This is a genomic window from Paenibacillus sp. 1A_MP2, from assembly GCF_052244825.1.
Classification (GTDB): domain Bacteria; phylum Bacillota; class Bacilli; order Paenibacillales; family Paenibacillaceae; genus Paenibacillus; species Paenibacillus vandeheii.
On sequence record NZ_JBQQCS010000001.1, the window covers coordinates 5,968,274 to 5,993,469 of the forward strand.

The following is a 25,196-nucleotide window of genomic DNA, read 5'->3' on the forward strand; positions in this document are numbered from 1 at the left end:
TCAACTTAATATTTCTCCGATACCAATTTCGCTTGGGTGAACAGCAGCAAGTAGTCTCTTCCACCTGCCTTGGAATCGGTCCCCGACATGTTAAATCCGCCAAATGGATGTGTACCCACCAGTGCACCTGTGCATTTACGGTTAAAGTACAGGTTACCCGCAAAAAATTCCCGTCTGGCTTGTTCCAGATGTTCTCGATTGCGCGAGATTACCGCACCCGTCAGGCCATAATCGGTATTATTGGCAATATCCAGTGCATCCCCGAAGGACTCTGCCTTGATAAAAGCCAGTACCGGTCCAAAAATCTCTTCCTGTGAAATCCGTGCCTGTGGATCCACATCGGCAATAATCGTCGGTTCAATGAAGTATCCTTCTTCGTTCCCTGTACCCCCACCGAGTACAAGGCGACCCTCACTCTTGCCGATTTCAATATATTCCGTGATCTTGGCATACGCCTTGTCATCGACAACTGGACCAACCTGGCTTCCAAATTCAAGCGGACTGCCCATGCTCAGCTGCTTGGTTCGTTCAATCACTTTTTGCAATACCTCGTCATATACATCTTTATGAATAATAGCACGGGAACACGCGGAACACTTCTGTCCGGAGAAACCAAACGCCGAAGCCGTAATCGATTCCGCAGCCAGTTCCAGATCACTGTCGCTATCCACAACGATCGAATCCTTGCCGCCCATTTCAGCAATAACCCGTTTAATCCATTTCTGGCCCGGTGCGGTGCGTGCTGCACGTTCATTAATTCGCAGACCAACATCTCTGGAGCCGGTGAAGCTAATAAAACGCGTGAGCGCATGGTCCACCAGATAATCGCCAACCTCATTGCCTGGTCCTGGCAAATAGTTCACTACACCATCCGGAACACCCACTTCTGCAAGCAGCTCCATGAATTTGGCGGCAATCACCGCTGTTGTGCTGGCTGGTTTTAATACAACGGTGTTGCCCGATACCAATGCTGCCGAGGTCATGCCGGCCATAATCGCGAGTGGGAAGTTCCATGGTGGAATGACAACCCCCACACCAAGCGGAATATAACTCAATTCATTATCTTCGCCTGCAATTCGTGTGAGCGGTTGCGGCTCACTCAGACGCTGCATCTCACGGGCATAAAACTCCATAAAATCAATCGCTTCGGCTGTGTCTGCATCCGCCTCCGGCCATGTTTTGCCTGCTTCATATACCATCCAGGCGGAAAATTCATGCTTGCGCCGCCGCATGAGCGCTGCCGCTTTGTACAAATAACGGGCACGTTCATTCGGGTCCGTATGCTTCCAGGTGTGAAATGTTTCCGCAGCGGTCTGGATTGCCTGCTCGGCAAGTTCCTGATCCGCCTGATAGACCGTTCCGACGACCTGATTTTTGGATGCAGGGTTTACTGAAGATAACGTGCGGGCGCTCGTTATTTTTAGTCCGCCGATAATAATAGCGTATTCCTGGCCAAGTTCAGCCTCCACCTTGCGAAGCGCGTTCTCGAAAGCTTCCCGGTTGGCCGGGACTGCAAAGGATGTGAATGGTTCGTTAACAAAAGGGATATTCATGAATGATTCCTCCTTCAGATGTGGGGGTTCGCTGGCTGTTTGCCTAAGTTGTGCCATGCATTTTACTCATCACCCAATATATGTAGCAAGATCCGTGCCAACTCCGGTTGAAGAATGAATATTTTTTGCGAAAAATATTTTTTTTCAAAGCACCGCCCGTTTTTTTCTGCGCAGATCAACCTTGGCATGATTATTGCTTGATAACTTTGTTATAAAGAAACATGATCCATAAGGAGGAACCCCGATGAGTATCGGAACGGAAATGTACCGTAAAACGCTGCTAACCGTCGCAGGTAATAAAGCTGTGGAGAATCTCTCCATCAAATACGGCAAAAAGCTGGCTGGCAAGTTTATCGCAGGCAATACACTGGAAGAGGCTCTCGAAGAGATTCGGGTACTCAACAACAAGGGCATTATGGCTACACTGGATCATCTGGGTGAGGGTATTACTCATTTAAAAGAAGCCGCGTTGTACCGGGATGAGTATATACGTCTGGTGGAAGGCATTGCCCGGCAGGGTGCAGACTCCAATGTCTCCCTTAAACCAACTCAAATGGGACTCGCGCTGGACCCTGAAGAGGGATATCGAAATATACGTGCGGTTGCCACTCAAGCCAAACTGAATAATCTGTTTGTGCGGATTGATATGGAGGACAGCCCGTTCACCCAAGCGACTTTGGATATTGTGCGCCGTTTACATTCGGAAGGACTGGATAATACAGGTACTGTGCTGCAAGCCTACTTGCATCGTACCGTAGAAGATACACGTGATATGATTCGGGAAGGAATCCGGCTGCGTCTGGTCAAAGGTGCTTACAAGGAACCTGCATCCGTAGCTTATCAGAACACTTCCGAAGTCATTGATCAATTCAAAACGATGATTCGTAATCATCTGGATCAAGGCGTATACACTGCGGTTGCTTCACATGATGACCACATTATCTCCTGGACCAAGCAATACGCGAAGGATCGGGGAATTTCCCCGGATGCGTTTGAGTTTCAAATGTTGTACGGTTTGCGCATGAACGAACAGGAACGCCTGGCGAGGGAAGGATATCGTATTCGTTGTTATGTTCCCTACGGTACCATGTGGTACCCATACTACACCCGTCGTCTGGCCGAGAAACCAGCAAATCTCTGGATGGTGCTGAAAAACATGTTCAGATAATTCTCCAGCTGGGTCAACATATATAAAATACAACGATAACAACAAAAACCATGCTGCCACCTTCTTTGAGGGCACATGGTTTTTTATATTTGCAAAGCATCCCGGAGCATCCCACTTTTTCTTCTCCTCGGCTTGGCTTGGCTTGGCTTGGCTCAACTCAGCTCTTAATGTCTAAAAAATGAGCATCCCCAATTTAAATTGTCTAATTTTCTGGACACCCCTTTTGCTGTTCACAAGTGAACTTCACTCATTCAGAACCTAATTGCTCGGAACTGCCACATAGATCATTCTGGCTCTGCCCACTATTGAGGAGTGAGATAAAAGAGTACAATCTCATTATAAATGTCAGTTTTAATGACTCGCATCTAACCTAAATTCCTGATTCGTCTATACGAATTAACAATTATTCCTAGACTATAGAAATGAAAGCGCATAATAAAATTGAATAATCCATCCTCCTCTCTTCCACCCCGATAACATGTATGCTTCATGTCAAAAAATATATACACACTTCATTTGGAAAGCTATAATATGGGTAACCATCATTATTCCAATCATTTCATTTGCAGACCACTTGTATGTGGCTCATGTGACTGACTTGGTTTCCGAAAGTTATGCTCTAGCTGAGGTGATTCCGATGAAACATTTACTTCCAAGTTTGATGTCCTTATTACGTACAGATATGAGTATCCTGGATTCGGGACTGTGCATGCCTGTCATCCCTTCAACAACAGGGCTGGCAGACGCCATCCCCCTATTTAATACCAGTCCTTATCTGTTAATTCAGGATGATGGACCCTCGTTGGGCTATATCGCTGTATCCGATGTTCTGCAAGAAATGATGCATGCTCATCGACTTATGGAAGCTTATTTCGAGACAACACTGGAGACGGCAGGCTCAGCTCTGACATTGATTAATGAAGATGCAAAGGTGACCTACTGGACATCGGGTGCGGAGCATGTTTTTTCAATTAACAAAAAAGATATCATCGGGAAACCGGCAGCGGATTTCTTTCCCCTGATCGACTCCAATCGCTCAAAACGTTATATACAGGGGAAACCGTGTACCGAAAGCAGCACCAGCCAAGACCTGATCTGTTCGCCCTGATTAATGCACGTCCGGTGCAGCTCGATGGACGCATTGTAGGTGCGGTTGCCGCCGAAGTGGATATAACAACCGAAATTCGTCTTCATCAAGAGTTATTACATATGACATCCAAAGTTCAGCATCTGGAGAAAGCCGTTGCCCGTCTACGCCCGGATTCTGATCCGTTCGCCAGAATCAAAGGCAGTAGCCCAGTGATTAACCAGTGTCTGGAAACTATTCGCAAGATCAGTACCACCTCAGCTACCGTGCTCATTCTCGGAGAGAGCGGAACGGGGAAAGAACTATTTGCCAAAGCCATCCATGACCTGCGCGAACCACAGACAGCGCCATTTATCGCCATTAACTGCGGGGCTATTCCTGGTTCATTATTTGAGAGTGAGTTATTCGGCTACGAGAAGGGGGCATTTTCAGGGGCTGATCCAAAGGGGAAAAAGGGGAAAATCGAACTCGCCGAAGGCGGCACGCTCTTTTTGGATGAAATAGGCGAAATGCCGCTGGAACTTCAAGTGAAGTTACTGCGTGTATTGCAGGAGAAAAGTTACTTTCCTGTTGGAGGAACACGCATGAAACAGGCAAATTGCCGCATTATCGCCGCAACCAATCAGAATCTGCTGGGCATGATTGCCCGCAATCAGTTCCGGGAGGATCTCTACTATCGATTGAATGTCATTAATCTCGTCATCCCTCCCCTGCGTATGCGCAAGGAAGACATTTACGAGCTGACACAGACCTTCCTGCAAGAGTTCTCCTTGCTCTATAACCGTCATATTGAACTCGTTCCTCCCGAGGTGTTCAAGCTGCTATTTCACTATGACTGGCCAGGCAACGTACGAGAATTAAGAAATGTGATTGAGCGGATCACCATTCTCACCACGGATGGCGAGGTTAAGCCTGAATATCTCCCTGATACCTTCATTTCATCCATGGAGCAGGAACCATCCATATTGCAGGAGACGGTACAGCTTCATTCACAGCCTGAGCTGGAATCGAGCTTGTCTCCTATCTCCAGGAGCACGGACACATTTGCCGCATCCGATAAAAGCGAAATAGACGAATCTACGGTTTCTTCCAACCTATCCTATCAACAGAGGTTGGACATCTACGAGTCAGAGCTCCTGCTGCACTATCTGAAAGCCGCCGGAGGCAACAAAAGAACGCTTGCCCGGCAGCTTGGCATCTCCAGAGCCACGCTCTATAACCGCATGAAGAGGCTCGGTCTATGACCAGCCTCTTCTTTCTTTTCTTGTCGTTATAATGCATGATCCAACGTATTGTTAAGCCTCGATGAAAGATTCTTTCTATTACCTATAACACTCTCGCCAGTCGGATCAAAGCGGCTCGCAGATGCCGATAGAATGTGGCCCGACTCATCGAGCATGCCTCTGCTGCGGCAGTTGGATTGCCATCATGTGTCCAATAGGCCGCGTATAACAGCATCTGATCTTGCTGGGAGATCCCATGAATTCGGCCCTCCAGCAAATCCAGGATATGCTTCTGTAGATGAATTCCATCCGTCATACCCTTCACTCGTGCTGCGTACTCATGCAATTCTCCGGGAGAATGCAGATGAGTCAGCATTTTGCGCACATCCTGTTCGGACCAGGGTATCCGACTCACGCCAGATGTCCTCTGTTGTAACCGGTCGCTATTCATATCCAAACCCAGAAGGGACATCACCCAGTCACCAAATTGTCCACTGCGCAAATCCAGATCCAGCACACTTGCCTGATCTGCATACAGGTCACATAAACGTGTACGTGCTTTTCTACTCCGAAAACCAATGCTCTGCAAAAACAGCTTCAGATGCGGATTAGTCGCGACCAGTATGACTCTGGCACCTTCTCCGAGCAGTGACAACCGATCCAGCGACATATAACCCACAAGTTCCTCACGTTTGTAGCCCGGTATATCGTCCCTCGCCGCAGCGAGCACCGCAAAGTGAGTATCCGTCTGATTCGGATCGCAATCCAGCTCTTCTGGTGTGAAACATTCCTGCATTTCGGCCGGAAAATAGTTCGACAGCATCCCGCTGCTCTCCCGGTGTACGAGCACCGTAATGAACATCGCGATTGGCTCGCCAACCTGGTCCCGCATCAATACAATCCCCTCAGGATAACGATGTGCAAGCTCATCCAAAAAAGCTGGATAAGATGGCGCCTGCCAGGGCTCCACACTATACTCACACCACTGTCGGAGCAATTTGTGCAGCGCAGGCAAGTCCTCCGCTCGCATCACTTCCATTGGAGAGAACAGTGAATCAGCCGAGACATCAGCGTATTTTCGGTGCTGGAGCATGGATTCCTGACACAAAAGGAGCATTTTTCGGGTGATCTGGCGTCTCTCATGTGGACCCGCCTGTTCATGGAGCGGCTTGAGCAGCTCCGCAATTCGTACACGCATGGCTTGTAGACGCTGTGGTTCACGTTGACGAAAATCCCGAAGCAGATGTACTCTGGCCATATCATGCAGCCCCAGACCATTAGGACCGGAACGAATGAACGACATACGCCTCAGGACGTTGTATTCTTCAAGCGTTACCTCTGTTTGCAGCACGGATGCCAGCAATTCCTGGTTCGCTGTTTCCAGCAGAGTTAATACCTCAACCATCGGATGCAGGCGGGGAAGCGTCAATTCAAGCAGCAGCCTGGCGCTAATCATTTGTGACAATTCAGTCCAATCGGAAAGGGGGAAATTCCTGCGCTGATCTGCTGCCTCCACGGCAAGTGCCAATCCAAGCGGATGCCCATCCGTCATACGTGCAATCGTACCAGCCATGCTCTTGTTTAATGACCCTGCCCCTGCAATATATTCAGACACTTCTTCACACGTAAAATGCTTAAGAGGCATCTGCACGAGGCGCTGCTGCAGCCTTGGATGAGTCCGCCACGCTGAAGCAGGCTCCGGTCGTGAGGCCAGAATGATGAGCACACCGTATAACGGGAGCTTGGATACGAAAACTTCCATAAACCAACTCTCCAGTAAAGCCAGCTCTTCATAATTATCCACAGCAAGGACCAGTCGCCTTTGTACTGAAGTCTCACTCAGAAGGCTTAATGGCCGAGGGTTACCGTCACTACCCATGGTCTCCAACTCCAGTGTAGAGGACAAATATTCCAAAAAGACCGACGGTGTCGAGCCACAGGATCTGCCATCCATCCATATGGCGGTCGCTCCCTGGTTGCGAGCAACGGATAACATCTCGGACAGTAAAGAGGATTTACCAATCCCCCCCATGCCCGTAACTGAAAAAAAGGTTAAAGGTGCTTCCGGATTGCTGAACCATCGGTCCAACATCATCAGTTCCTTAGCTCGACCTACGAAACGTTTTCCATGACCATAATATCTGTCGTATTGAACCTCACTACTGTTTCCCATCTGTGTCCTCCGTACTAGATACTCGTACTTTCCATAACTTTGATTTTCTCACAAAGTTGAGACTATATTGAGACGCACAGTTACATTTGAAGTGATAAAATTTAGTTAAAAGCCAAATTATAGAAAAAACACACAAAACAGCGGTAACAAACATTTAACTGGTTTACATATACCATTCCCACACCGCTGGATCATCATAATCGATTATTCCGCCGATCGGGCAAACCAATCCATTGGGCATTTTGCGTGATGCAAATTGCTGAAGTCCATGAGCACCAATCCATTTCCAACTTCATGCTCCATGCTTCCCTTTCATAACTAATACAGCCCGATATTTAAGGAAAGGCGGATTTGTGTGAGAAAAATCTCGACATCTGTAATTTGAGCGGACAATTAGGAATCACCCGTGAACAACTTGATGAGTGGTTGTGTCAAAGCGGTGTTTCATTCAAAAAGCTGGATACAGGAACTCTTCCGGAGCGAAGTTCCTCGCCATATCGCTTGGCCGCTCCTACCTCGTTATCCCTTGCACCTTCCTCCGGCCATCCCAGACTGTTTCGCGGCCGCCGGCCTGATTCTGGCACTCCCGTATTACCAAGAGCACGACTCTCTCGTCGCATCAGTAAAAATTGCTAGACTGTGCACATCTTTCAATGATGCACAGTCTGGACTTTCTTCCAGCCTGGTCTATCAAGATGGAAAATCCTGTTCCTCCTCGATCATAGCATGAGCAAGCAGTGCCATCTCCAGGCAGATTCTTCTCTCCTGATCCATAAAGTCAGGTCCCATTAATTCTTCTAATTTCTCCAGTCTATTGTACAAGGTCTGTCGATGTATGAACAATTGGGCAGCCGCATCCCGCTTGGAACCGAAGTTTTGTAGAAAGGCATCCAATGTCTCCACCAACCTTAGATGGTGTGTCTGATCATATTCAATCAGAACGCCCAGATGGTCATTCACAAAAGGCTGAAGGAACGATTGAGGTAATGCTTTTAACATTTGATATATACCCATGTGTTCGTAAAAATGAATATGTTCCAGCCGATCTATGGATCGCGAAACCTCGATGACCTGATATGCTTCCCGCAGACTGTCCGGCATGCCTGTTAAACGGTTGCGTACCTTGCCAAATCCGGCATGAATCACTACCTGCTTCAGGTTGCGACTCGCAAATCGCTTCACATCACCAACAATGCCTTCCAGCGATTTTACCAGTTGTTTTCGTGTGGATGTCTTGCTCTCCTCCTTGGCACAGCATACATATACCTGATTATTTTTCAGCATGATGAGGCTGGACAGATTGTTCTTTTTGAGCAAGGAACGCAGCAACACCAAAATATCCTGATGGTTGGTTTCCATACGCTCACGGCCGATCCCTTTCAGACGGTGCTCCATCTCAATAACCCCGCCTGCAAACCAATACTGTCCCTTCACCAGCAGGCGGAGTCCCATTCGGGTCTGGGCCTGCTCCTCATGCAGAATGTTACCGTTCATCAGATCCTGGAGCAGCTCATTCTGGTTGCGCACCATCTTCTCCTCCAGAAACTGGGAGCGTAAAGTCAGTGCCGCAGCTGCTTTCGCTGTATAATCGAGCAATAGCTTGAGATACTCGACGGGTGCTGAAGGATGTACAACCATGCCGACAGCCGAAAAAACCTGACCAAAACATACGACCGGGTGACACAGTAACACCTGCTCCTCATCCAGATGGAACCATAACTCAGTGTCTGAATCATTAAGATCCAGATGCTCGACCTCCTGCTCGTACCATGTGTAGATCGCTTGCTGCGACTCCGAAGGCAGCTCCGGCACAAAACTGCCCGGTTCCATGGACGAGATATACACCACCGGCTTGGCCGCGTATTCATGCAGAAGGTTAAGCACAGCCGACATGTCTGTACTCTGTAATGTTCGCTGCTGAAGCTGACGGGAATAGGTTTCCAGGCTCTTCAGCAGCTGGTGTTGATGATTAATAAGCAAAGCATGAATATCTTGCGTAATCTCAACGAACCGGACCGGTTGCTCAAACACGATAAGCGGAAATTGATGACTGTCAGCCAGTTCAATCAATTCTTCGGGGATGCCATGAATGCTCGTGCCAAACTCCACGCATAGCCCGGCCGCTTCGCTCCGAATTAACTGGAGCAGATATTCTTCACGCCCTTCTTCCGATTGAAGCCATAGTCCTGTGGATAAAATAAGATCATGAGGACTTACAAATGGAGAGACATTCGTGATCTCCAACACATGGACCCATCCGACCTGACGGGATGTTCCCTCTATCCCCGCTGCAAGCCGGGCTTTGGCAAAGACGGGGCGAGCCAGAATATCCTTTATCGTGAACACTCGGTCATTTCTCAATATCGATCCCTCATAATGTCATTTTTTCTTACATTATAATCTATGGATAAATGTCCTGAACAGTCTTTTCTCGACATTATGTTGATTCAATTCTTCAAAACATAGACATTAGGTAAGGTGCAAATCTGTTATCCAGGTCATAAACTTGTAGTATAAGCTAACAACCATTAAATGGACGAGGTGCATGGCGATGAGAATCGGAATTCCGAAAGAAATTAAAAATAATGAAAACCGTATAGCACTGACCCCGGCTGGAGCTGCTGATTTTGTCAGAGCCGGACATCAGGTCATGATTGAACAAGGCGCGGGACTCGGCAGCGGATTCACGGACAGCGAGTATCAATCGGCCGGAGCGGAGCTTCGGGATACAGCTGCATCCGTATGGTCAGAGGCAGATATGATCATCAAGGTAAAAGAACCCCTTGCCAGCGAATACACCTATTTTCGTCCTGGCTTGATTCTCTTCACTTACCTGCACCTCGCAGCGGAGCCTGCATTGGCGAAGGCACTGATTGAAAGCCGGGTAACCGCTATTGCGTATGAAACGCTGGAGGTCAATGGTACGCTGCCTCTGCTCACCCCGATGAGTGAAGTTGCCGGACGTATGTCGGCGCAAATTGGAGCGCAGCTGCTGGAGAAAACGGAAGGCGGCAAAGGCATTCTGTTATCCGGTGTACCCGGCGTTAGCCGTGGCAAGGTCGTGGTTATTGGTGGGGGCACGGTGGGTACGAATGCCGCCAAAATTGCGATTGGTCTGGGTGCCGATGTGACCATCCTCGATTTGAATCTGAATCGTCTGCGCCAGCTGGATGATATTTTTGGCAATCAGATTCATACGCTGGTATCGAGTCCATCCAATATTGCGGCAGCTGTAGCTGCTGCCGATCTGCTGATCTGTGCGGTGCTGATTCCGGGCGCCAAAGCGCCAACCCTTGTCAGCGAGCAGATGGTTACCACCATGGCACCCGGTTCGGTCATTGTGGATGTGGCCATTGATCAGGGCGGAATCGTGGAGACCATTGATCATATCACGACCCATGATGAACCGACCTACGTGAAGCATGGTGTTGTTCATTACGCGGTAGCGAACATGCCAGGCGCGGTGCCGCGCACGTCTACGGTGGCGCTGACCAACGCCACCATGCCTTACGCGATGCAGCTGGCGAACCACGGTGCAGCCGCCGCGATTCGCGGCAGTTCGTCCATTCGCAGCGCGGTAAACGTGCTGAATGGACATATCACGTATGAGGCGGTTGCCCGGGATCTCGGGCATGCCTATGTTCCCGCAGGACAGGCGCTGGAGAATACCGCCGCGGTCCAGTAATTTGGAAATGATCGTTCCACCCGGCGCCTTGTTGCCCGGCCTGTGGAACGAAACAGAAGCGTCAGTCGGGCAGATCCTGTCCAGGCTGGCGCTTCTTGTTTTTTTTCGAAAAAGGATGAGATCTGAGTAGGCTTCGGGTGGCTCGCTATACTGCACGTTCACTGCACACCTCGCGGAAGTTACAGTCTCGACAGGCGCGGCGCGAAGGCATCGGCGTGAAATAGGAGACGTCTTTGGGACGGTTGTAATATTCATCATCCACACAGGAGCGCATCTCCGCAATATACCGCCCCACGTTCTCCTCCACCTTCAGGATATCCTCTTCCGTTGCCGTAAACTCTCTGTGTGTCCCGGTTAACAGGTACTCCACCCGCAGCTCAATCTGCTCCAGCGGTACCCGGTAATGCTCCCTCACATAGGATGCATACAGCATCAACTGATCTGAGAAGTCATCCTCCTTGCCCGTCTTCCAGTCCACAATGACGATATTGCCGTTGCTGCGACGATATAACAAGTCCATTTTCACATACACGCGTGTATCGTGCAGCATCATGGTATCCCATTTCTCAATCTCCAAAATATCCGTACTCGCACGGGACAGATCCTCCCACGTGAGCGTCCGATACAGATTGCTGACACAGGCCGAAGCTCGCTCTTTAATCGTGGCAATTCGATCATTCAACGTGTCGTCTCCATAATACATCTCGGACAACATCACCCGGTTCTTGGGGTCCAGCCGCCACTGATCCTGATCCATTGATTCCACATAAGCCTGATTCAGCAGCTTGCGCATTGTCTGTTCCAAAAAGTGTTCACGAGGTTTGTCTTTGCCTTCCTCCCTGCTGCGTACCGCCGATTCACACATCCGGTGCGCGAGGTCACCGAATACAAGGTATAGATTACTGAGCTGCTTCAACCGATACAGACGTACCTGCATCTCATCCGCCGACTCTGCCTTCCAGCCGTTATGGGCTCCGTAATAATGATAATAATATTTGCGCAGGCACTCATCGAACATACTCGCCCGCGACTGCGAATAAGACCACTGCGGGTATTGTGCCATAAGATATTCTGCCTTTCTGTATGCCGGATTTCTGCATGTTTCTAGCATCCCTTAATGCTCACAGTATATAGGAAAGGGCAAAAACGCCGCAAGCACCCTTCCGTTATTTTCTTCTAACCGCAACCGTTTCCGATTCAATGCGTAACGTTTATATAGTAACATCACCAAAAGACGAAATGACAGCGCAGAACGCATACTATACTAAATAGAGTACAGGATTTTGCTCTGATATAAGATGAACCTTGACTTACACTAAAACGCGAGAGCAGAAGCTGGTCCCGGCGCTAAAGAATCCAGTACACCTTATTATGTTGATAACGCGGACGTTGTAAGATCTAACGAACTCCAGCCACGCTATTTAACTATATTCTAATTGTACAACGTGGCAAAGCGGTGCAATAGAGCGCCTACGATTCGTTAAATTTTGAAATCTGGCGATTTCCACGTAATAAGACTTACTCGGTTCGTTAAAACTTCAAATATAAGGATTATTCTGCACGCGGAGCGGCCGAGTGTAAAACTCATGAGTTGATCTTATATGAAAAAATATGGTACAGGCATATCCTAAAAGGAGGCACCACCCATGAATCGACCGGATTGGTTCCAGGCGGAAGAAGCATTACAACAAATCCAAGTCATCGGAAGCGACCGGAATGAGCTCGTGAACATCATAGGCCATGTAGAAGGATTGAATTGCATTGGCACAGGAACGGATGCGGCGGTATTTACGTATGACGGATTGCCGCAGTATGCCTTCAAGATGTACTCAGATCATGCCCTGGACAAACTGGAAAATGAAAAACAGGTTTATGAACAGCTCAAAGGCCTGCCTTATTTCCCTACCTATTACGGCAGCGGCCGGAATATTCTTGTGATCAGTTTTGAAGCGGGAGATACCTTGCTTGAATGTCTGGAAAAGGGAATCCCGGTGCCCGAGCAGGTCATGCTCGATGTAGACGACGCGCGTGAAGCCGTGCGCAGCCGCGGCCTGAACCCAAGGGACATTCACCTGAAAAATGTAATTCTCCAGAATGGACGCGGGAAAGTCATCGACGTATCGGAGTATATTCAGGACGGCAATGATAATCGCTGGGAGCATCTCGTCTGGGCCTATCACAACATTTATCCACGGATCAAGGGTACGCCCATATCCCCACGCATGCTGCAAACGATCAAATGGGGATATAATCAACTCGATCAGGCCAACGTCAAACTGGACGACCTCTCCAAAAAGGCTAACCGACTATTCTCCAAATTCATGAAATAAGCATCTTCATAAACAGATCAAGTGTAGTTCTGATATTCATAAAACAAATCCGGATTACCGCCAGAAATGCGCGAGTATCCGGATTTTTGTATGTTCGATGTTGACGATGTTGATGCTAGGACTTTATTTCAACCGCCCTTGGGAGGGTGTCATCCCTTTATATTGTTTATACAGCTTTGTAAAATAGTTGGCGTTCTCGCAACCAACCTGAGCAGCGATCTCGGTAATGGTCATACTGCTCTCCTGCAGCAGCTGTTCGGCTTTTGTCATTCGACACCCGTTCACATATTCCACGAAGGTGCGTCCGGTCAGTTTTTTAAACATTTTGCAAAAATGATACGTGTTCAGCCCCACCTGGCCCGCTGCCTCGGTAACAGACATTTTTCCTGTCGGCTCCGCTTCAATCTGCTCAATCAAATGTTTGAATCGTTCTCGATTGGGAAAATAGGATTGGGCTGTTTTATCAGAAAGTTGATGTGGCATAAAGGTTCGTGCAAGCAGGGTGAACAAGGCATGCAGCTTGGACTTCACAACCAGTTGGTAAGCTGGCGGCTGTGAGGCCATCTCCTCAATAGCTTCATCCAACAGGGAATAATAGCCCTGACAGGCTATGTCATGCTCCGCTGGTTTTACCGGGAACCTTACCTTTCCTTCAAGATATGGCGCAACATATTTCAAGTGAACGGGATCATGGGTAAAATCATGAAATAATGCACTGTTGAGCACGACTGAATCATAGTTGATATCCCCTTCCTCCAGAGCATACCCGACATGCAGTGCCCCTCCAGGAATGATAATGACCTCACCTGCTTGAGCGACATAGGGCCTGCTGTCGATATGAAACAAAGCACTTCCCTTTCGCATAAAAATCAGCTCAAAGTGTTCATGCCAATGCAAGTACAGAATGCATTCTTCCGTTCTCATCCCCGACAACGATTCTGGAACAGCTGAAATGGATGAGATTTATGGTCAATGCGGGTATTTTCGTGAAGCGCTTTCAGATCCAGCATACATTTTCCCCTTCCCCACAAGATCAGACTAATATTGCACAAGATTGTATAGAGCCATCCGGCAGACGCCCGGCTATAATGAGTGTGTCACGAAGTACTATAAGCCAATATTGGAGTGAAATACAACCATGAATAATCCGTTACGAATAGGCACCCTCGTAGGTGGCCACGACGCAGTTCGCGTCATTCCACAGATCATGAAACACGGCTTCGAATCCTTCAATCTGACCTTCTGGCAAACGACGGGTGATCTGGACCTCGCCGAAACAGCGAAACGTGTCCGTGAAATCGTCGACGAACAGGGAGTTATCATCTCTGCAGTAAGTGTATTTGGCAATCCGCTTACTGGAACCGGGGATAACGCCGACACACTGGCCAGCTGGGAACGGGCTATTGACCATGCCCAGCTCTTCGGAGCGGACATCGTCTCCGGGTTCACTGGACGACTCACCGATCAGCCGATTGACCAATCGATTCCACGGTTCAAGGAAGTGTTTGGAGAACTGGCACGCCGGGCAGCGGACCGGGGTGTGCGCATTGCTTTTGAAAACTGTGATATGGGTGGTACATGGCAGACGGGCGACTGGAACATTGCACATAATCCAACCGCCTGGGAAATGATGTTCGATGCGGTACCCGCTGAAAACATCGGATTGGAATGGGAGCCATGCCATCAAATGTCCAGTCTGATCGACCCTATTCCGCAGCTGCGCAAGTGGGCGCCTAAAGTGTTCCATGTGCATGGCAAAGATGCCACCATCGCCTGGGACATCGTCAAAGAATATGGCGTTCACGGCCCACGTGAATTTGTCTGGCACCGTACGCCCGGCTTCGGCGATACCAACTGGTCTGACATCATTACGATTCTGCGACAAAACGGGTATCAAGGAACAATCGATATTGAAGGCTGGCATGATCCTGTCTACAAAGACGAACTCGAAATGACCGGACAGGTACACGCACTAAGGTATTTAAAACAATGTCGCGGTGGGGATTTTGTGCCCAATCCGGTATAGAAACGGGATTAACATTGAGTTACATGATATCTATTGCAAGAACATAGAAAATGAAAAGCATAAGGAGATGATAGGATGAGTCATCCTTATCGGGTGATTGTGGCAGGCTGTGGGGCCATGTCTAACACCTGGGTCGATTACGCCATGCAAAGGCCAGACACGGAAATTGTAGGGCTTGTCGATCTGTATGAACAGACTGCTGTCGCACTCGCTGCACGACACGGCCTTTCCTGTCCCACGTTTACGGATATCAGTGAGGCCATTCGCGCAACAGAAGCCAACATCGTATTTGATGTCACCATTCCAGCGAGCCATCACGATATTGCTATGACGGCGTTACAACAAGGATGTCATGTATTTGGCGAAAAACCTCTGGCGGAATCCTTCTCTGACTGTGAAGATATTGTTCAGACTGCACGCCGTACAGGTAAAATTCAGGCAGTGATGCAAAATCGCCGTTTCGATCCGCGCATTCGCGCCTACCGGCAGTTGATTTCCGATGGAACGATTGGTCGGGTCGGTTTTGCAGGGGCAGACTTCTTCCTTGGACCGCATTTTGGAGGCTTTCGCGATCTAATGGATAGTCCACTGCTGCTGGATATGGCGATTCACACCTTCGACCAGGCACGATATATTCTCGGTGCGAATCCGGTCTCGGTCTACTGCCACGAATTCAATCCTCCAGGGTCGTGGTATAAGGGCAATGCGATGGCATTGTGCATCTTTGAGATGTCCGATGGCTCCGTGTTTAACTATCGTGGGTCCTGGTGTGCAGAAGGTGTGCCTACTTCATGGGAAGCATCCTGGCGCGTAACCGGAGAAAAAGGAACCGCCATATGGGATGGACATGATGACATTTATGCTGAAGTCGTTTCTGCACAGCATCTGGATGCAGAAGGCAAGCCATCCTTTTTCCAACCGTGTGAGCGGATTGAAGGAGAGCAGCCTGTCATGGAGAAAACAGGACATCACGGGTGTCTCGAAGACATGTTCGCAGCGCTGGAGTCCGGGCAACGGCCTGAGACCGATTGCAGTGACAACCAGTTCAGCATGGCCATGGTCCTTGCGTCCCTCGAAAGTGCCCGCACAGGTCAAAAGGTGTTCATTGCCGATTTGATGAAGACTGTATAGTGTTGAGTTCTTCATTTCATAACAAATCAAGCCCAAACTGTGAACCTTCTGCAGTTTGGGCTTTTTGTCTGCTTACGCTTCTATTCTAGAAATGATGTAGGCAAAAAAATGTCATGCCAAATAGCAAACGCAGTGCAGGGGACGAAATCGATTCTGGAGAAACGAAGTGTTCGCCTTTATCACCGGATTTCGACTTTGCAAAAGGCGATCAGGAAATCCGGGGATAACAGCGATCGAAAGAACGATTCGTAACCGGAACGGTTGCTTTGCAGGTAGTTATTTTTTTGAACTTACATTATTTTATAGGATCCCTTTTTTCATTGCCTTGTACACTAGTTGCGAGAACAGGCTGTTCGACCAAGCAAACCATGGCCTTGTGAACGTGTTTGGATCATCCGAGTGAAAGCCTTCATGCATGTACCCGGTACCTGCATCCGTGTTCTCCAGCAGCTCAATCATCTCCAGCATTTCCTTATCATTGTCTGCGGTGAGACCCTGCATGGACAGCGCCATGTGCCAGATGTATCCAGGCGGTGTATGGGGGCTGCCGATGCCTTTGGCGACTTGTCCTTCATAATAGAATGGATTTTCCTTGCTCAAAATAAAGCGGCGTGTATTCTGGTACACGCTATCCTCGGTGGAAGCATACTCGAAATACGGAATAGACATAAGCCCCGGCGTACCTGCATCATCCATGAGGCAAAAGTTGCCGTAACCATCTGTCTCATAGGCATAAATCTGCCCATACTCGGGGTGACGGTAAGTACCGTATAAGGAAATACCGTGACGTATTTCTTCTTCCAGATGCGCCATCTCGCTGACCAGCTTCTCATCTCGAAATACCCACCTAGCAATCTCCCCCATTTGGCGCAGAGTCACCGTTGCGAACATATTCGCTGGAATATTATAATGAAAATCACATGCATCATCGCTGGGCGGAAGCCGGACCAGATCATCCCCGTATAGTTTACAGGCATCCCTAATCCTTCGTTGTTGAGCGTATCATGGGCTGGACAATTCCGGCGCATGAATCGATATGGGGACTGCTCACCATGGCGCTGCTCTGTTTTCCATAGACTTACTATGCTCTCCATCACCCTCTTGAAACGCTCGTCAAATATATCCGTCAATTCTGTCTCACGCCAATACGCATAGGCGAGCCGCATAGAGAAACAAAGTGAATCCAACTCAAACTTGCGTTCCCACACCCAAGGCGACATCTCTGTCTCATCATTCGCATCCCAATGCCATCCATTAGCCGTTTCATTAAACGCATTGGCATAAATATCGATGTCCGCATAGAATGTATGCCGTTTGATCATCCCCCAATAATCCGTTGCAGCTGTTCGTCTTCCTTTACCAGCGGTACGTAGTGCATCACCTGCTCCACTGAATCACGCAGCCACATGGCCGGGATATCCCCTGTAATTACAAAGGTTGTCCCATCATCCAATAGCTTTGTCGTCGTTTCCAACGTGTTGGGAAAACAGTTACGGAACTGCGCCAACAATTTGGGTCTATGTTGCAGCTGTTCCTCGGCCTCGGTGAGAATGTTCTGCACAGCTTGCGGCAATTCCAGATGCGGCATAGGGATTTTCGGTAATCTGAACTGTTCCATGGATGTCGTCTCCTTTGAGATGAAGTTTTCCAAAAATGGTTTCATTGGATGTATTCAAAGCTTGTGATCTATTGTTATTTTCGTTATGATAATTTATAATAACATTATTATTTGTAAGTGTACTGTGCCGGAGCATGATCGTCAATTCATAACGGATGGTTCATTGAAAAAAAAATTCGATCATATCTTGTATATATAAATTGAACAAAAGAATATTTACTACTTGCCACTCCGATGACAGAACAACCTTCCGATCGCTGTTATCCCCAGATTTTTTTGAATTCCCTTTTTCAAAGGGAAAAATCCGGGGATAAAGGCGAAGCGTATGCTTTCGATGCAGCTTTCTTTTAGAAAGCTTCTAGCTCCGCTTCTTCAGGTTATTTCTGACCTCTCCGTTATCGTGTAAATGTTTTGTTCAATTTATATAGATTGAAATGACACGTTAGATTTATGCAAATTATTTACATATGAAGGAGTAATGAAATGTCACGTAAAGTATCCATCCAGTCGCTGGCTGACCAGCTTGGATTATCCAAATATGCTGTCTCCCGCGCGCTCAGCGGCAAAACAGGCGTAAGTGAAGCGACTCGTGCCCGTGTGCTGGAATTAGCCCGTGCATTGGGATATCGCCAGAGCACCCCAGGCAGTAGCGCTGTGCCCACGGGAAATGAAGATCAATCTGAGCCGCCGTTTGCTCTCATCTGCATGAATCAGCTCAACCGTGGCGAACCGCACTACTGGCAGCGTGTACTCTCCGGCATGATCTCTGCCTGTAATGAAAGAGGATGGCATCATGCCATTGTATCTCCCTCTCTGGGAGTCGCTGATGAACACACGCCTCCAGAACGGGCAATCGCTCCTCACTTGGACTGGGAAAGGTGTGCCGGGGTCATCGTCATGGGTGCTTTCCCCATGCTGTCCTGCAACGACTGGCTCAGACAGGTCGCCCTATTGTGCTTGTGGATCATCAGGAGCCTCTGTTGAACTGTGATACCATCAGCCATGATAACCTGGAAGCAGGTATTACTGTGGCGAGATATTTAATGTCGATGCAGTGTCGCCGCATCGGTCTGATTACGGATGATGGCCGGGCTGCCAGTTTTGCGCAGCGGAAGATCGGCATCGAACTGGCCTTGAACCATTTTCACGCAGACAGCAGTCGTATGACTACCTTCAGAGAATGGAATATTCCTTATGAGAACGGCGAATGGATCGACCAATTGGCTGCTACCATCAAAAATATGCCGCAGGACGAGCGACCCGATGCCTGGATTGGTGTCAATGATGATATCGCCTTGCAGTGGATGAATAAGTTGCAGGAAATGGGTTTCTCCACGCCCGGGGACTGCCTTGTCATAGGTATCGACAATGTGCATGCCGCCGCTACATCGTCCCCTCCCCTGACCACAGTCAATCTCTGCAAAGAGGAACTCGGTCAGCGCGCGATCGAGGCTTTGCAGCGTCGGATTGAACGCCCTGGTACACCAAAGGAAACAGTCATGTTATCCACTTCTCTTATTCCAAGGGAATCGGCGTAATTTAATGTGGGCAACCTCCTTAGTGTCTGAGCAACTTAACTTTTTGAATACCAAAAAGGCCCCGCATGTTATTATGCGAGGCCTTTCATCTCTATCTTGTTATTCATACCAAGCTCCGTTCCGTTCTTGGCAGAGAATAATCTTCTTGACTGTTATTTTTGCCAAGGAAGGCTTGTGTACGACGGAAGATCCACTGCCCAATTCACATCACGGTATTCTCGGTTAACTACGGTTCTTTTTAGGGTGAATTTCGTACCGTTTTCTTTGTAAAAACCACGGATGATCAATTTCAGTTTATCGGCAACGTATTCACCGTTATTATTCGGCTGGTCTGGATAACCAACCACTTCAACAGGATATTCCGTCCCTTGTGAATCTACCGCTATCCAGCGATCACCCACGAAAGCATTTCGGAACGTCCCTGTTCCATTAAGAACAAGGGAATATCCTTTATTCACACTACTCTTCTGAAAGTTAGATGATTCCGGAACAGGCTTATAATCAAAATCATCAAATAGGATCTTATCGCCAAGCTGCTCAAATTTTACAAAGGTATGAAATGCAATGTCCGTACGCCTCTTATCCAATTCAACTTCCACTGATTTCTCTTCTTTCACCAGGAGGGTATAACCATCCAGGACAAAGCGAATGTTCTTAGCATCAACCGTAACAAAAGAAGGATCCCATGTCTCCGATAACTTCAGCGGTCCTCCGTCCCTCATGCCACTCTGATCATGAAGCCGAAACTTGGCTTCACGGGCATTTGGTCTAAACCCATTGAAAATTCGATATTCATTGGTTTCAGGGATCTCAAGATGGTAAATGATGCTCAAATAGTTCGCCCAGTTCTCATCAGCTTTGGCTTGAAGCTCATCATCCAGACTGATGTTCATGTCAAGGCGGGTCCCGTTTGGCGTACGTACGAGCTGTGTCATATCCAGTTTCAAACCCTCAGGAGTGGTGTAGGTATTGTTCATAGGAGCCTCAACAGCCAGTGATTTGGCTTTGGTCATATCGATGCTGAACTGAAAACTCCAATCCACCGTTACATCACTATCCTCATATGGCTCTTTCACAAAATTATAGAAATCTCCTACTCCTATATGTTCCAATTCTCCATGCACAATCACCTTGTCAGGGACATCTTGCTGCAACTGAAATACAAATTTATTAAGAGAGCCACTGCTTATTCTGGTATCCCTCGCAATGGTTGCAACCTCTCTCCCCTTTTCATCAGTAACATGAATTCTTCCCATTTCAGGATATAACACGGATATTCCTGTCCCATCAGGTGCTGTTTGCTGCATGTTTAGTACAATCTGAGAACGGTCTACAAGCACATCTTCAATCTTGAGCTTGTAGCCCTTATCATCAATCTGAATATTCGGATTAACCACAAGTCCAAGAGGTTTAAGACGTTTGTAATCTTCCGCCAAACTGGAATATCTCAGCGCCTCTGGCACAGGAATATTTGGGAGTGTAGGAGTATTTATGGCGTTCACAATAGTGCGTTCCTCTGCCCCTGTCCAATCCCGGGCCAGCCATGCACTTCCTGTAAGCAGACACACAATTGCAACAGCAATTCCTGTTCGATATACCCGTCTAACTTTAGGCTCCTTTTTGGTATATGGTTCCACTGTTCTGTCACTCTCCATAGACACCCCTTCCAGCTTCCGCATCACCTCAAGCGTAAAGTCCGCATCCGGTTCCTCACGGAACAAATGCTGTTCCCACAATCGATCCTCATCATTTGGAATAGGCTTCATACGTTGATAAACCTCCTTTGCGCTCCATTTGTTTCTTCAACGTTTTCTTCCCTCGATAAAGTGCATTACGCACTTGTGCGGCACTCATCTCCGTAATATCTGCAATCTCTTCGTAGCTCAACTCATTCGTATATTTAAGCAGCAGCACAAGCCGATACGATTCCGGCAGTTGCTCCATCTGCCGATAGATTTCACGTTGCATCTCCTTATGCAGTACATGTTTCTCTGGCGTTTCACCATGGGTTTGTTCCAAACCCGTATGAACAGCGGTCATCACAGGTTTCTGTTGCCGCATAAAATCCCGCATCCGATTCACAACGATGGTGTACACCCAGGATGAGAAACTGCTTCCTTCCCTTCGTGTCGGAAGATAACGGTAAATTCGCAGAAACGTATCCTGAGCGAGATCCTGTGCATCCTGATGACTCGCACCCATTCCGCGCAAAATGCCGAATACTTTATTTTTATATCGATCCACGAGCACAGCAAACAGCTGTTTGTCCCCGCAATAATACGCTGAATGAGCTCCTCCTCTGGTATCTGTTGAGTCATGTAATCCCCCTTCTCTACAGCTTCCATGCATGGTTCTGTACTATAATAGACGGAAGCACTTCCCGAAACCTCTCACTTTATCCAAAAAAAAGAATTCGCGCCACCAGATGAAAACCGGATGGGCGAACTCTACAACCATTCTTGGTTCTTTGTGACGCTGCACTGACTGTAATTCAAAGTTCTTTCCTTGCTTCTTTCTTCAGTCGTCCCTGCTTTTCTCTGAGACAAAATCACTAAGCTGTGAATAGATCGCTACAATTTCGTCCATCGACATGCGCACTAATCCACTGGATGATGGGGCAACAAATTCATGAATTTCCTTGACGATCGGGTCGTCCTGAAATCCCCATTCCGCTTTGGCACGCTGGCTGTACTGATTGTATACTCCTTTTCCAACGAAACAGGCGATGTCCGGTCGGTATTCCTCCAGCTTTTGCCGTAAAATCTTCCGTCCCTCTGCATATTCTTCCTTCGTAATATCGTCCATGCCTCTTGTCGGCCGGGCCACAATATTCGTAAATCCATATCCCAGCTTCAGCAACTCTCCATCTTCTTGTGCATCATATAAACGAGGGGTCAATCCGGAGCGTTCAAGAATGCGCCAGAAACGATTTCCTTTGTAGGCATAATGATGACCTGTCTCTCCAGACGTAATGCTGGGATTAAATCCGATAAATAAGATCGATAAACCATAATCCAGATGATCTGGAATCATAAAGAAAAGCCCCCTTATCTTTTTTAGTCATTTACATCTTTCATCTGTGTATAAAATGATATAATGGTTGAAGTATTTTCGAATCGGACTGAAATTTTCATGAAAAAGGAAGCTGAACTGATGATTGCAGACATCATGCTTGAAGTCGTCCTACCCGTCTTTCTCCTGATTGCCGTCGGGTCCTGGATGCAAAAGGTGTTCAAGTTGGACTTGTACACCCTCGCCAAAATCAATTTCTATTGTATTACCCCCGCAGCCGTCTTTATGAGCATGTATCACTCCGATATGTCGGGCGAGTTGCTCGGAACCGTTACGCTTTTTTACGCTTTATATGTAGTTATTCTCTATATTGTGGGGTCTGTGTTCGCACGTTCGCTTCGGATGAATAAAGGCATGAAGGCCGCCTTCAACAACAGTATCATGCTGGACAACGCAGGCAATTATGGCCTGCCCATCAACTCCCTGGTATTCCGTGGCGATCCACTGGCCTCTTCCATCCAGGCATTGGTCATGTCTTTACAGGCATTGCTGACCTTTACCTATGGTGTGTTGTCCATTCAGGGTGCGAAGCTCAAAGGCAATTACCGTGCGGTGATCATTGGATTTCTAAAAATGCCCGTTCCTTATGCGTTGTTGCTCGGCATTTTGTTTCATATGGGAAATATCCCACTGCCAACCTTCCTGTCCATGCCTTTGACCTATGCGCAGCAAAGTATGGTGGCTGTAGCCCTATTAACACTCGGAGCGCAAATTGTAAAATATCCGATCCGCCTGTATCGTCTTGATGTGTATATTAGCACATTTTTGCGTTTGCTGATTGGCCCAGCCATTGGGATTTCCATCGTGCTGCTGCTCGGTTTGCAAGGCATCGCCGCTCAGGCACTCATTATTGCATCGGGTATGCCTACCGGAGTCAATGCGTCCATTCTGGCGGAGGAATATGATAACGAGCCCGATTTTGCCGCCCAGACAGTTCTGATCTCGACGCTGCTTAACATCATTACGATTACCGCACTTATTTCTTTTGCAAAGACATTCTGACCTTATACTTTTATAACATGACTAGTTCACTCTCCCGCAAGGAGCTGTGAACTTTTTTTTGTTAAGCGGTTGATGACAGCTCAACTTAAAAAAGTCCAAACGCGCCCTATACTCCGGGTGCGCTTGAACCTCTTTTGTTACCTGCATATTCCATCTGATCAAATCCTTTGTACGACTTGTCAGTCTAAAGAGAACTAAGATTCAAACGTCGTCCGTTCCGGGAACTTGCCACCTTCTCTGAACAAACAACGCACCAGTCGCTGCGCGGCCCGATTGAAGTAAAAACTTGGACTTACCCCGTCCACCTGAACAGGCTCCAGTTCCTTCACACTTTCCTTGACCTTATTCATTTCAATGAGTCCCATCTTCCGCTCATTCGGTCCGAATCGATAAATAACCTTTTCATCGTCCTCCATCTGCTTCACCAGCAGTACATATGACGCCATACAGGTTACCCCCTATCGTTACGTTGTGAGAAATTATGATGACCACTTGCTTACTATTAATTATTACCCAGAATAGAATGGAAGGATATAGGGCTTTAGTTATTTATATTGACGTTAAAACTCCTTATTTTAATTATCTTAATTGAAATATTTTGACGAAAAATAAACAAAAACAGGCTTGGATGTACCAAACCTGCCCAATTACCTTTCATCCAAAGGAATCGGAAGTCTCATGTTTCACCATTTCTGTTACAAACGTGGGTCCACCGGTTCAGACTCATGATGTGTAAATACGCACGGCCTCGTACTTAATCGCAGGTCACATACCCTCCCACACCTCTTGCAGTGCAAAACGGAAGATCCGGTCCAATTCTTCATATTGAATAACCTGCTCATTCTCCATCTGAGTGGCCATTTGTTCAAAATGCGCGATCTTCTCCGCCAAAAAAGCCTGTATCGCCGGCAGCTGCGGTTCCAGATCAAGTTCCTCGCCTGCCTTTTTCCGGCGTAGCAGTTCATGGATTTCCGTATAGAGCGGCCCGCTCTGAGGAACAAGCTCTTGCACCAGCTCTTCGAATGCCATCGGCGGCATCGAATCATAACGTTCGATCCAGCCACAGGCGAGCAGTGGGCGCATCACATAGAAGTATTTTTTGATCTTCACCTGCTCACCCTGCAAATAATCCCGGAAGTTTCCCTTCGCCATATTCAGATAATGGTACATACAGGACTTTGGTGAGAAGGTCAGAGGCGACAATGCACGAATATGCTCTGCCACGCTGTACGGTTCGTCATACTGAATCGGGGATTGCAACCACTCCAGCAGCGGTGGATTCGACTTGCGAAACAGCTTCAGGGCTTTGCGCAAATCCCAACCATTGATATCGAGCTGATCACTGATCGGGCGTTCGATGACATCCCTTTTATCCTCAATGGACAAGTACCATTCCAGCGGTCTCACATATAGGAAACGAACATCGTAATCGCTGTCCTGTGAAGGGAAACCCCACGCCCGGCTGCCCGATTCACAGGCATAGATGATCCGTACGTTCTCCTCCTGTTCAATCTGCTTCAGCTGCTGTCTAATCGTATCTCTCATTTCTTCATGAACATGATTCATCTTCATTGCCCTCCACACTTCCCA

At 47.9% G+C, this 25,196-nt stretch carries 21 protein-coding genes and 1 pseudogene; 10 read left to right on the forward strand and 12 right to left on the reverse strand.

Annotation, left to right across the window (positions count from 1 at the left end):
* Nucleotides 1–5: 5 nt before the first annotated feature.
* Entirely contained in the window at nucleotides 6–1,553 is a 1,548-nt protein-coding gene (gene pruA / locus ACTWJ7_RS29495) for an L-glutamate gamma-semialdehyde dehydrogenase (RefSeq protein ID WP_301879762.1), read from the reverse strand.
* 244 nt (nucleotides 1,554–1,797) lie between these two features.
* Here pruA and ACTWJ7_RS29500 point away from each other — a divergent pair, with 244 nt between their 5' ends.
* The 3 genes from ACTWJ7_RS29500 to ACTWJ7_RS29510 all read left to right on the forward strand — a co-directional run bounded on the left by ACTWJ7_RS29500 (nucleotide 1,798) and on the right by ACTWJ7_RS29510 (nucleotide 5,052).
* Entirely contained in the window at nucleotides 1,798–2,721 is a 924-nt protein-coding gene (locus ACTWJ7_RS29500) for a proline dehydrogenase family protein (protein ID WP_301879763.1), read from the forward strand.
* Nucleotides 2,722–3,358: 637 nt separating this feature from the next.
* Nucleotides 3,359–3,829 carry a PAS domain-containing protein gene (locus ACTWJ7_RS29505; RefSeq protein WP_443146144.1) on the forward strand — a complete coding sequence of 157 codons (471 nt, stop codon included), beginning with the start codon at nucleotides 3,359–3,361 and terminating at the stop codon, nucleotides 3,827–3,829.
* Complete coding sequence (locus ACTWJ7_RS29510) at nucleotides 3,784–5,052, forward strand: sigma-54 interaction domain-containing protein (protein WP_443146145.1); 1,269 nt, start codon at nucleotides 3,784–3,786, stop codon at nucleotides 5,050–5,052. The genes ACTWJ7_RS29505 and ACTWJ7_RS29510 overlap by 46 nt, the downstream gene beginning before the upstream one ends.
* Nucleotides 5,053–5,134: 82 nt before the next feature.
* On the opposite strand, the gene ACTWJ7_RS29515 is transcribed toward ACTWJ7_RS29510, so the two are convergent.
* The 3 genes from ACTWJ7_RS29515 to ACTWJ7_RS29525 form a co-directional block, all read right to left on the reverse strand.
* Nucleotides 5,135–7,204, reverse strand: a complete 2,070-nt coding sequence (locus ACTWJ7_RS29515; RefSeq protein WP_301879765.1) for an nSTAND1 domain-containing NTPase — start codon at nucleotides 7,202–7,204, stop codon at nucleotides 5,135–5,137.
* Between the two features lie 431 nt (nucleotides 7,205–7,635).
* Nucleotides 7,636–7,824, reverse strand: a complete 189-nt coding sequence (locus ACTWJ7_RS29520; protein WP_143805522.1) for a hypothetical protein — start codon at nucleotides 7,822–7,824, stop codon at nucleotides 7,636–7,638.
* A gap of 70 nt (nucleotides 7,825–7,894) precedes the next feature.
* Nucleotides 7,895–9,565: a PucR family transcriptional regulator gene (locus ACTWJ7_RS29525; protein ID WP_079349810.1), complete on the reverse strand. Its 1,671-nt coding sequence runs from the start codon at nucleotides 9,563–9,565 to the stop codon at nucleotides 7,895–7,897.
* Nucleotides 9,566–9,755: 190 nt separating this feature from the next.
* On the opposite strand from ACTWJ7_RS29525, the gene ald reads away from it, so the two are divergent.
* On the forward strand, nucleotides 9,756–10,889 hold the full coding sequence (gene ald / locus ACTWJ7_RS29530; protein ID WP_079349811.1) for an alanine dehydrogenase: 1,134 nt from the start codon (nucleotides 9,756–9,758) through the stop codon (nucleotides 10,887–10,889).
* A 145-nt stretch (nucleotides 10,890–11,034) separates the two neighbouring features.
* On the opposite strand, the gene ACTWJ7_RS29535 is transcribed toward ald, so the two are convergent.
* Nucleotides 11,035–11,952, reverse strand: a complete 918-nt coding sequence (locus ACTWJ7_RS29535; RefSeq protein ID WP_079349812.1) for a PD-(D/E)XK nuclease family protein — start codon at nucleotides 11,950–11,952, stop codon at nucleotides 11,035–11,037.
* 583 nt (nucleotides 11,953–12,535) lie between these two features.
* Here ACTWJ7_RS29535 and ACTWJ7_RS29540 point away from each other — a divergent pair.
* Nucleotides 12,536–13,219: a serine/threonine protein kinase gene (locus ACTWJ7_RS29540; RefSeq protein ID WP_301879766.1), complete on the forward strand. Its 684-nt coding sequence runs from the start codon at nucleotides 12,536–12,538 to the stop codon at nucleotides 13,217–13,219.
* A 123-nt stretch (nucleotides 13,220–13,342) separates the two neighbouring features.
* On the opposite strand, the gene ACTWJ7_RS29545 is transcribed toward ACTWJ7_RS29540, so the two are convergent.
* A complete protein-coding gene (locus tag ACTWJ7_RS29545) occupies nucleotides 13,343–14,083 on the reverse strand; it encodes a helix-turn-helix domain-containing protein (RefSeq protein WP_443146146.1) in 741 nt (246 codons plus the stop codon).
* A gap of 274 nt (nucleotides 14,084–14,357) precedes the next feature.
* On the opposite strand from ACTWJ7_RS29545, the gene ACTWJ7_RS29550 reads away from it, so the two are divergent.
* Together ACTWJ7_RS29550 and ACTWJ7_RS29555 are read left to right on the forward strand one after the other, a co-directional pair.
* Nucleotides 14,358–15,245 carry a sugar phosphate isomerase/epimerase family protein gene (locus ACTWJ7_RS29550; protein WP_301879768.1) on the forward strand — a complete coding sequence of 296 codons (888 nt, stop codon included), beginning with the start codon at nucleotides 14,358–14,360 and terminating at the stop codon, nucleotides 15,243–15,245.
* A 75-nt stretch (nucleotides 15,246–15,320) separates the two neighbouring features.
* On the forward strand, nucleotides 15,321–16,376 hold the full coding sequence (locus ACTWJ7_RS29555) for a Gfo/Idh/MocA family protein (RefSeq protein ID WP_301879770.1): 1,056 nt from the start codon (nucleotides 15,321–15,323) through the stop codon (nucleotides 16,374–16,376).
* A 300-nt stretch (nucleotides 16,377–16,676) separates the two neighbouring features.
* On the opposite strand, the pseudogene ACTWJ7_RS29560 reads toward ACTWJ7_RS29555, so the two are convergent.
* Nucleotides 16,677–17,994: pseudogene (locus ACTWJ7_RS29560) on the reverse strand (glycoside hydrolase family 125 protein).
* Between the two features lie 483 nt (nucleotides 17,995–18,477).
* Here ACTWJ7_RS29560 and ACTWJ7_RS29565 point away from each other — a divergent pair.
* Both ACTWJ7_RS29565 and ACTWJ7_RS29570 read left to right on the forward strand, forming a co-directional pair.
* Complete coding sequence (locus ACTWJ7_RS29565; RefSeq protein WP_443146147.1) at nucleotides 18,478–18,978, forward strand: LacI family DNA-binding transcriptional regulator; 501 nt, start codon at nucleotides 18,478–18,480, stop codon at nucleotides 18,976–18,978.
* Entirely contained in the window at nucleotides 18,975–19,532 is a 558-nt protein-coding gene (locus ACTWJ7_RS29570) for a substrate-binding domain-containing protein (protein ID WP_443146148.1), read from the forward strand. Before ACTWJ7_RS29565 ends, ACTWJ7_RS29570 begins: the two co-directional genes overlap by 4 nt.
* A gap of 152 nt (nucleotides 19,533–19,684) precedes the next feature.
* Here ACTWJ7_RS29570 and ACTWJ7_RS29575 read toward each other — a convergent pair whose 3' ends face one another.
* The 3 genes from ACTWJ7_RS29575 to ACTWJ7_RS29585 all read right to left on the reverse strand — a co-directional run bounded on the left by ACTWJ7_RS29575 (nucleotide 19,685) and on the right by ACTWJ7_RS29585 (nucleotide 22,565).
* A complete protein-coding gene (locus tag ACTWJ7_RS29575; protein ID WP_301879772.1) occupies nucleotides 19,685–21,298 on the reverse strand; it encodes a hypothetical protein in 1,614 nt (537 codons plus the stop codon).
* A complete protein-coding gene (locus ACTWJ7_RS29580) occupies nucleotides 21,279–21,776 on the reverse strand; it encodes an RNA polymerase sigma factor (protein WP_443146149.1) in 498 nt (165 codons plus the stop codon). The genes ACTWJ7_RS29575 and ACTWJ7_RS29580 overlap by 20 nt, the downstream gene beginning before the upstream one ends.
* Before the next feature lie 273 nt (nucleotides 21,777–22,049).
* Nucleotides 22,050–22,565 (reverse strand): mismatch-specific DNA-glycosylase, encoded by a 516-nt coding sequence (locus ACTWJ7_RS29585; protein WP_301879774.1) that lies wholly within the window; start codon nucleotides 22,563–22,565, stop codon nucleotides 22,050–22,052.
* A gap of 120 nt (nucleotides 22,566–22,685) precedes the next feature.
* Here ACTWJ7_RS29585 and ACTWJ7_RS29590 point away from each other — a divergent pair, with 120 nt between their 5' ends.
* The gene (locus ACTWJ7_RS29590) at nucleotides 22,686–23,606 is read left to right on the forward strand and encodes an AEC family transporter (RefSeq protein ID WP_024633438.1); all 921 of its coding nucleotides are present in this window, start codon (nucleotides 22,686–22,688) and stop codon (nucleotides 23,604–23,606) included.
* Nucleotides 23,607–23,800: 194 nt separating this feature from the next.
* On the opposite strand, the gene ACTWJ7_RS29595 is transcribed toward ACTWJ7_RS29590, so the two are convergent.
* Together ACTWJ7_RS29595 and ACTWJ7_RS29600 are read right to left on the reverse strand one after the other, a co-directional pair.
* On the reverse strand, nucleotides 23,801–24,052 hold the full coding sequence (locus tag ACTWJ7_RS29595) for a hypothetical protein (RefSeq protein ID WP_079349822.1): 252 nt from the start codon (nucleotides 24,050–24,052) through the stop codon (nucleotides 23,801–23,803).
* A gap of 319 nt (nucleotides 24,053–24,371) precedes the next feature.
* Nucleotides 24,372–25,172: a nucleotidyltransferase domain-containing protein gene (locus ACTWJ7_RS29600; RefSeq protein WP_301879775.1), complete on the reverse strand. Its 801-nt coding sequence runs from the start codon at nucleotides 25,170–25,172 to the stop codon at nucleotides 24,372–24,374.
* Nucleotides 25,173–25,196: the final 24 nt, after the last annotated feature.

Excerpts from the sequence above, each read along its gene's own strand:
- pruA (WP_301879762.1), bottom strand. The coding sequence starts at position 1,553 with ATGAATATCCCTTTTGTTAACGAACCATTCACATCCTTTGCAGTCCCG.
- ACTWJ7_RS29500 (WP_301879763.1), top strand. The coding sequence starts at position 1,798 with ATGAGTATCGGAACGGAAATGTACCGTAAAACGCTGCTAACCGTCGCA.
- ACTWJ7_RS29505 (WP_443146144.1), top strand. The coding sequence starts at position 3,359 with ATGAAACATTTACTTCCAAGTTTGATGTCCTTATTACGTACAGATATG.
- ACTWJ7_RS29515 (WP_301879765.1), bottom strand. The coding sequence starts at position 7,204 with ATGGGAAACAGTAGTGAGGTTCAATACGACAGATATTATGGTCATGGA.
- ACTWJ7_RS29520 (WP_143805522.1), bottom strand. The coding sequence starts at position 7,824 with ATGCGACGAGAGAGTCGTGCTCTTGGTAATACGGGAGTGCCAGAATCA.
- ald (WP_079349811.1), top strand. The coding sequence starts at position 9,756 with ATGAGAATCGGAATTCCGAAAGAAATTAAAAATAATGAAAACCGTATA.
- ACTWJ7_RS29535 (WP_079349812.1), bottom strand. The coding sequence starts at position 11,952 with ATGGCACAATACCCGCAGTGGTCTTATTCGCAGTCGCGGGCGAGTATG.
- ACTWJ7_RS29540 (WP_301879766.1), top strand. The coding sequence starts at position 12,536 with ATGAATCGACCGGATTGGTTCCAGGCGGAAGAAGCATTACAACAAATC.
- ACTWJ7_RS29545 (WP_443146146.1), bottom strand. The coding sequence starts at position 14,083 with ATGCGAAAGGGAAGTGCTTTGTTTCATATCGACAGCAGGCCCTATGTC.
- ACTWJ7_RS29550 (WP_301879768.1), top strand. The coding sequence starts at position 14,358 with ATGAATAATCCGTTACGAATAGGCACCCTCGTAGGTGGCCACGACGCA.
- ACTWJ7_RS29555 (WP_301879770.1), top strand. The coding sequence starts at position 15,321 with ATGAGTCATCCTTATCGGGTGATTGTGGCAGGCTGTGGGGCCATGTCT.
- ACTWJ7_RS29565 (WP_443146147.1), top strand. The coding sequence starts at position 18,478 with ATGTCACGTAAAGTATCCATCCAGTCGCTGGCTGACCAGCTTGGATTA.
- ACTWJ7_RS29575 (WP_301879772.1), bottom strand. The coding sequence starts at position 21,298 with ATGAAGCCTATTCCAAATGATGAGGATCGATTGTGGGAACAGCATTTG.
- ACTWJ7_RS29585 (WP_301879774.1), bottom strand. The coding sequence starts at position 22,565 with ATGATTCCAGATCATCTGGATTATGGTTTATCGATCTTATTTATCGGA.
- ACTWJ7_RS29590 (WP_024633438.1), top strand. The coding sequence starts at position 22,686 with ATGATTGCAGACATCATGCTTGAAGTCGTCCTACCCGTCTTTCTCCTG.
- ACTWJ7_RS29595 (WP_079349822.1), bottom strand. The coding sequence starts at position 24,052 with ATGGCGTCATATGTACTGCTGGTGAAGCAGATGGAGGACGATGAAAAG.
- ACTWJ7_RS29600 (WP_301879775.1), bottom strand. The coding sequence starts at position 25,172 with ATGAATCATGTTCATGAAGAAATGAGAGATACGATTAGACAGCAGCTG.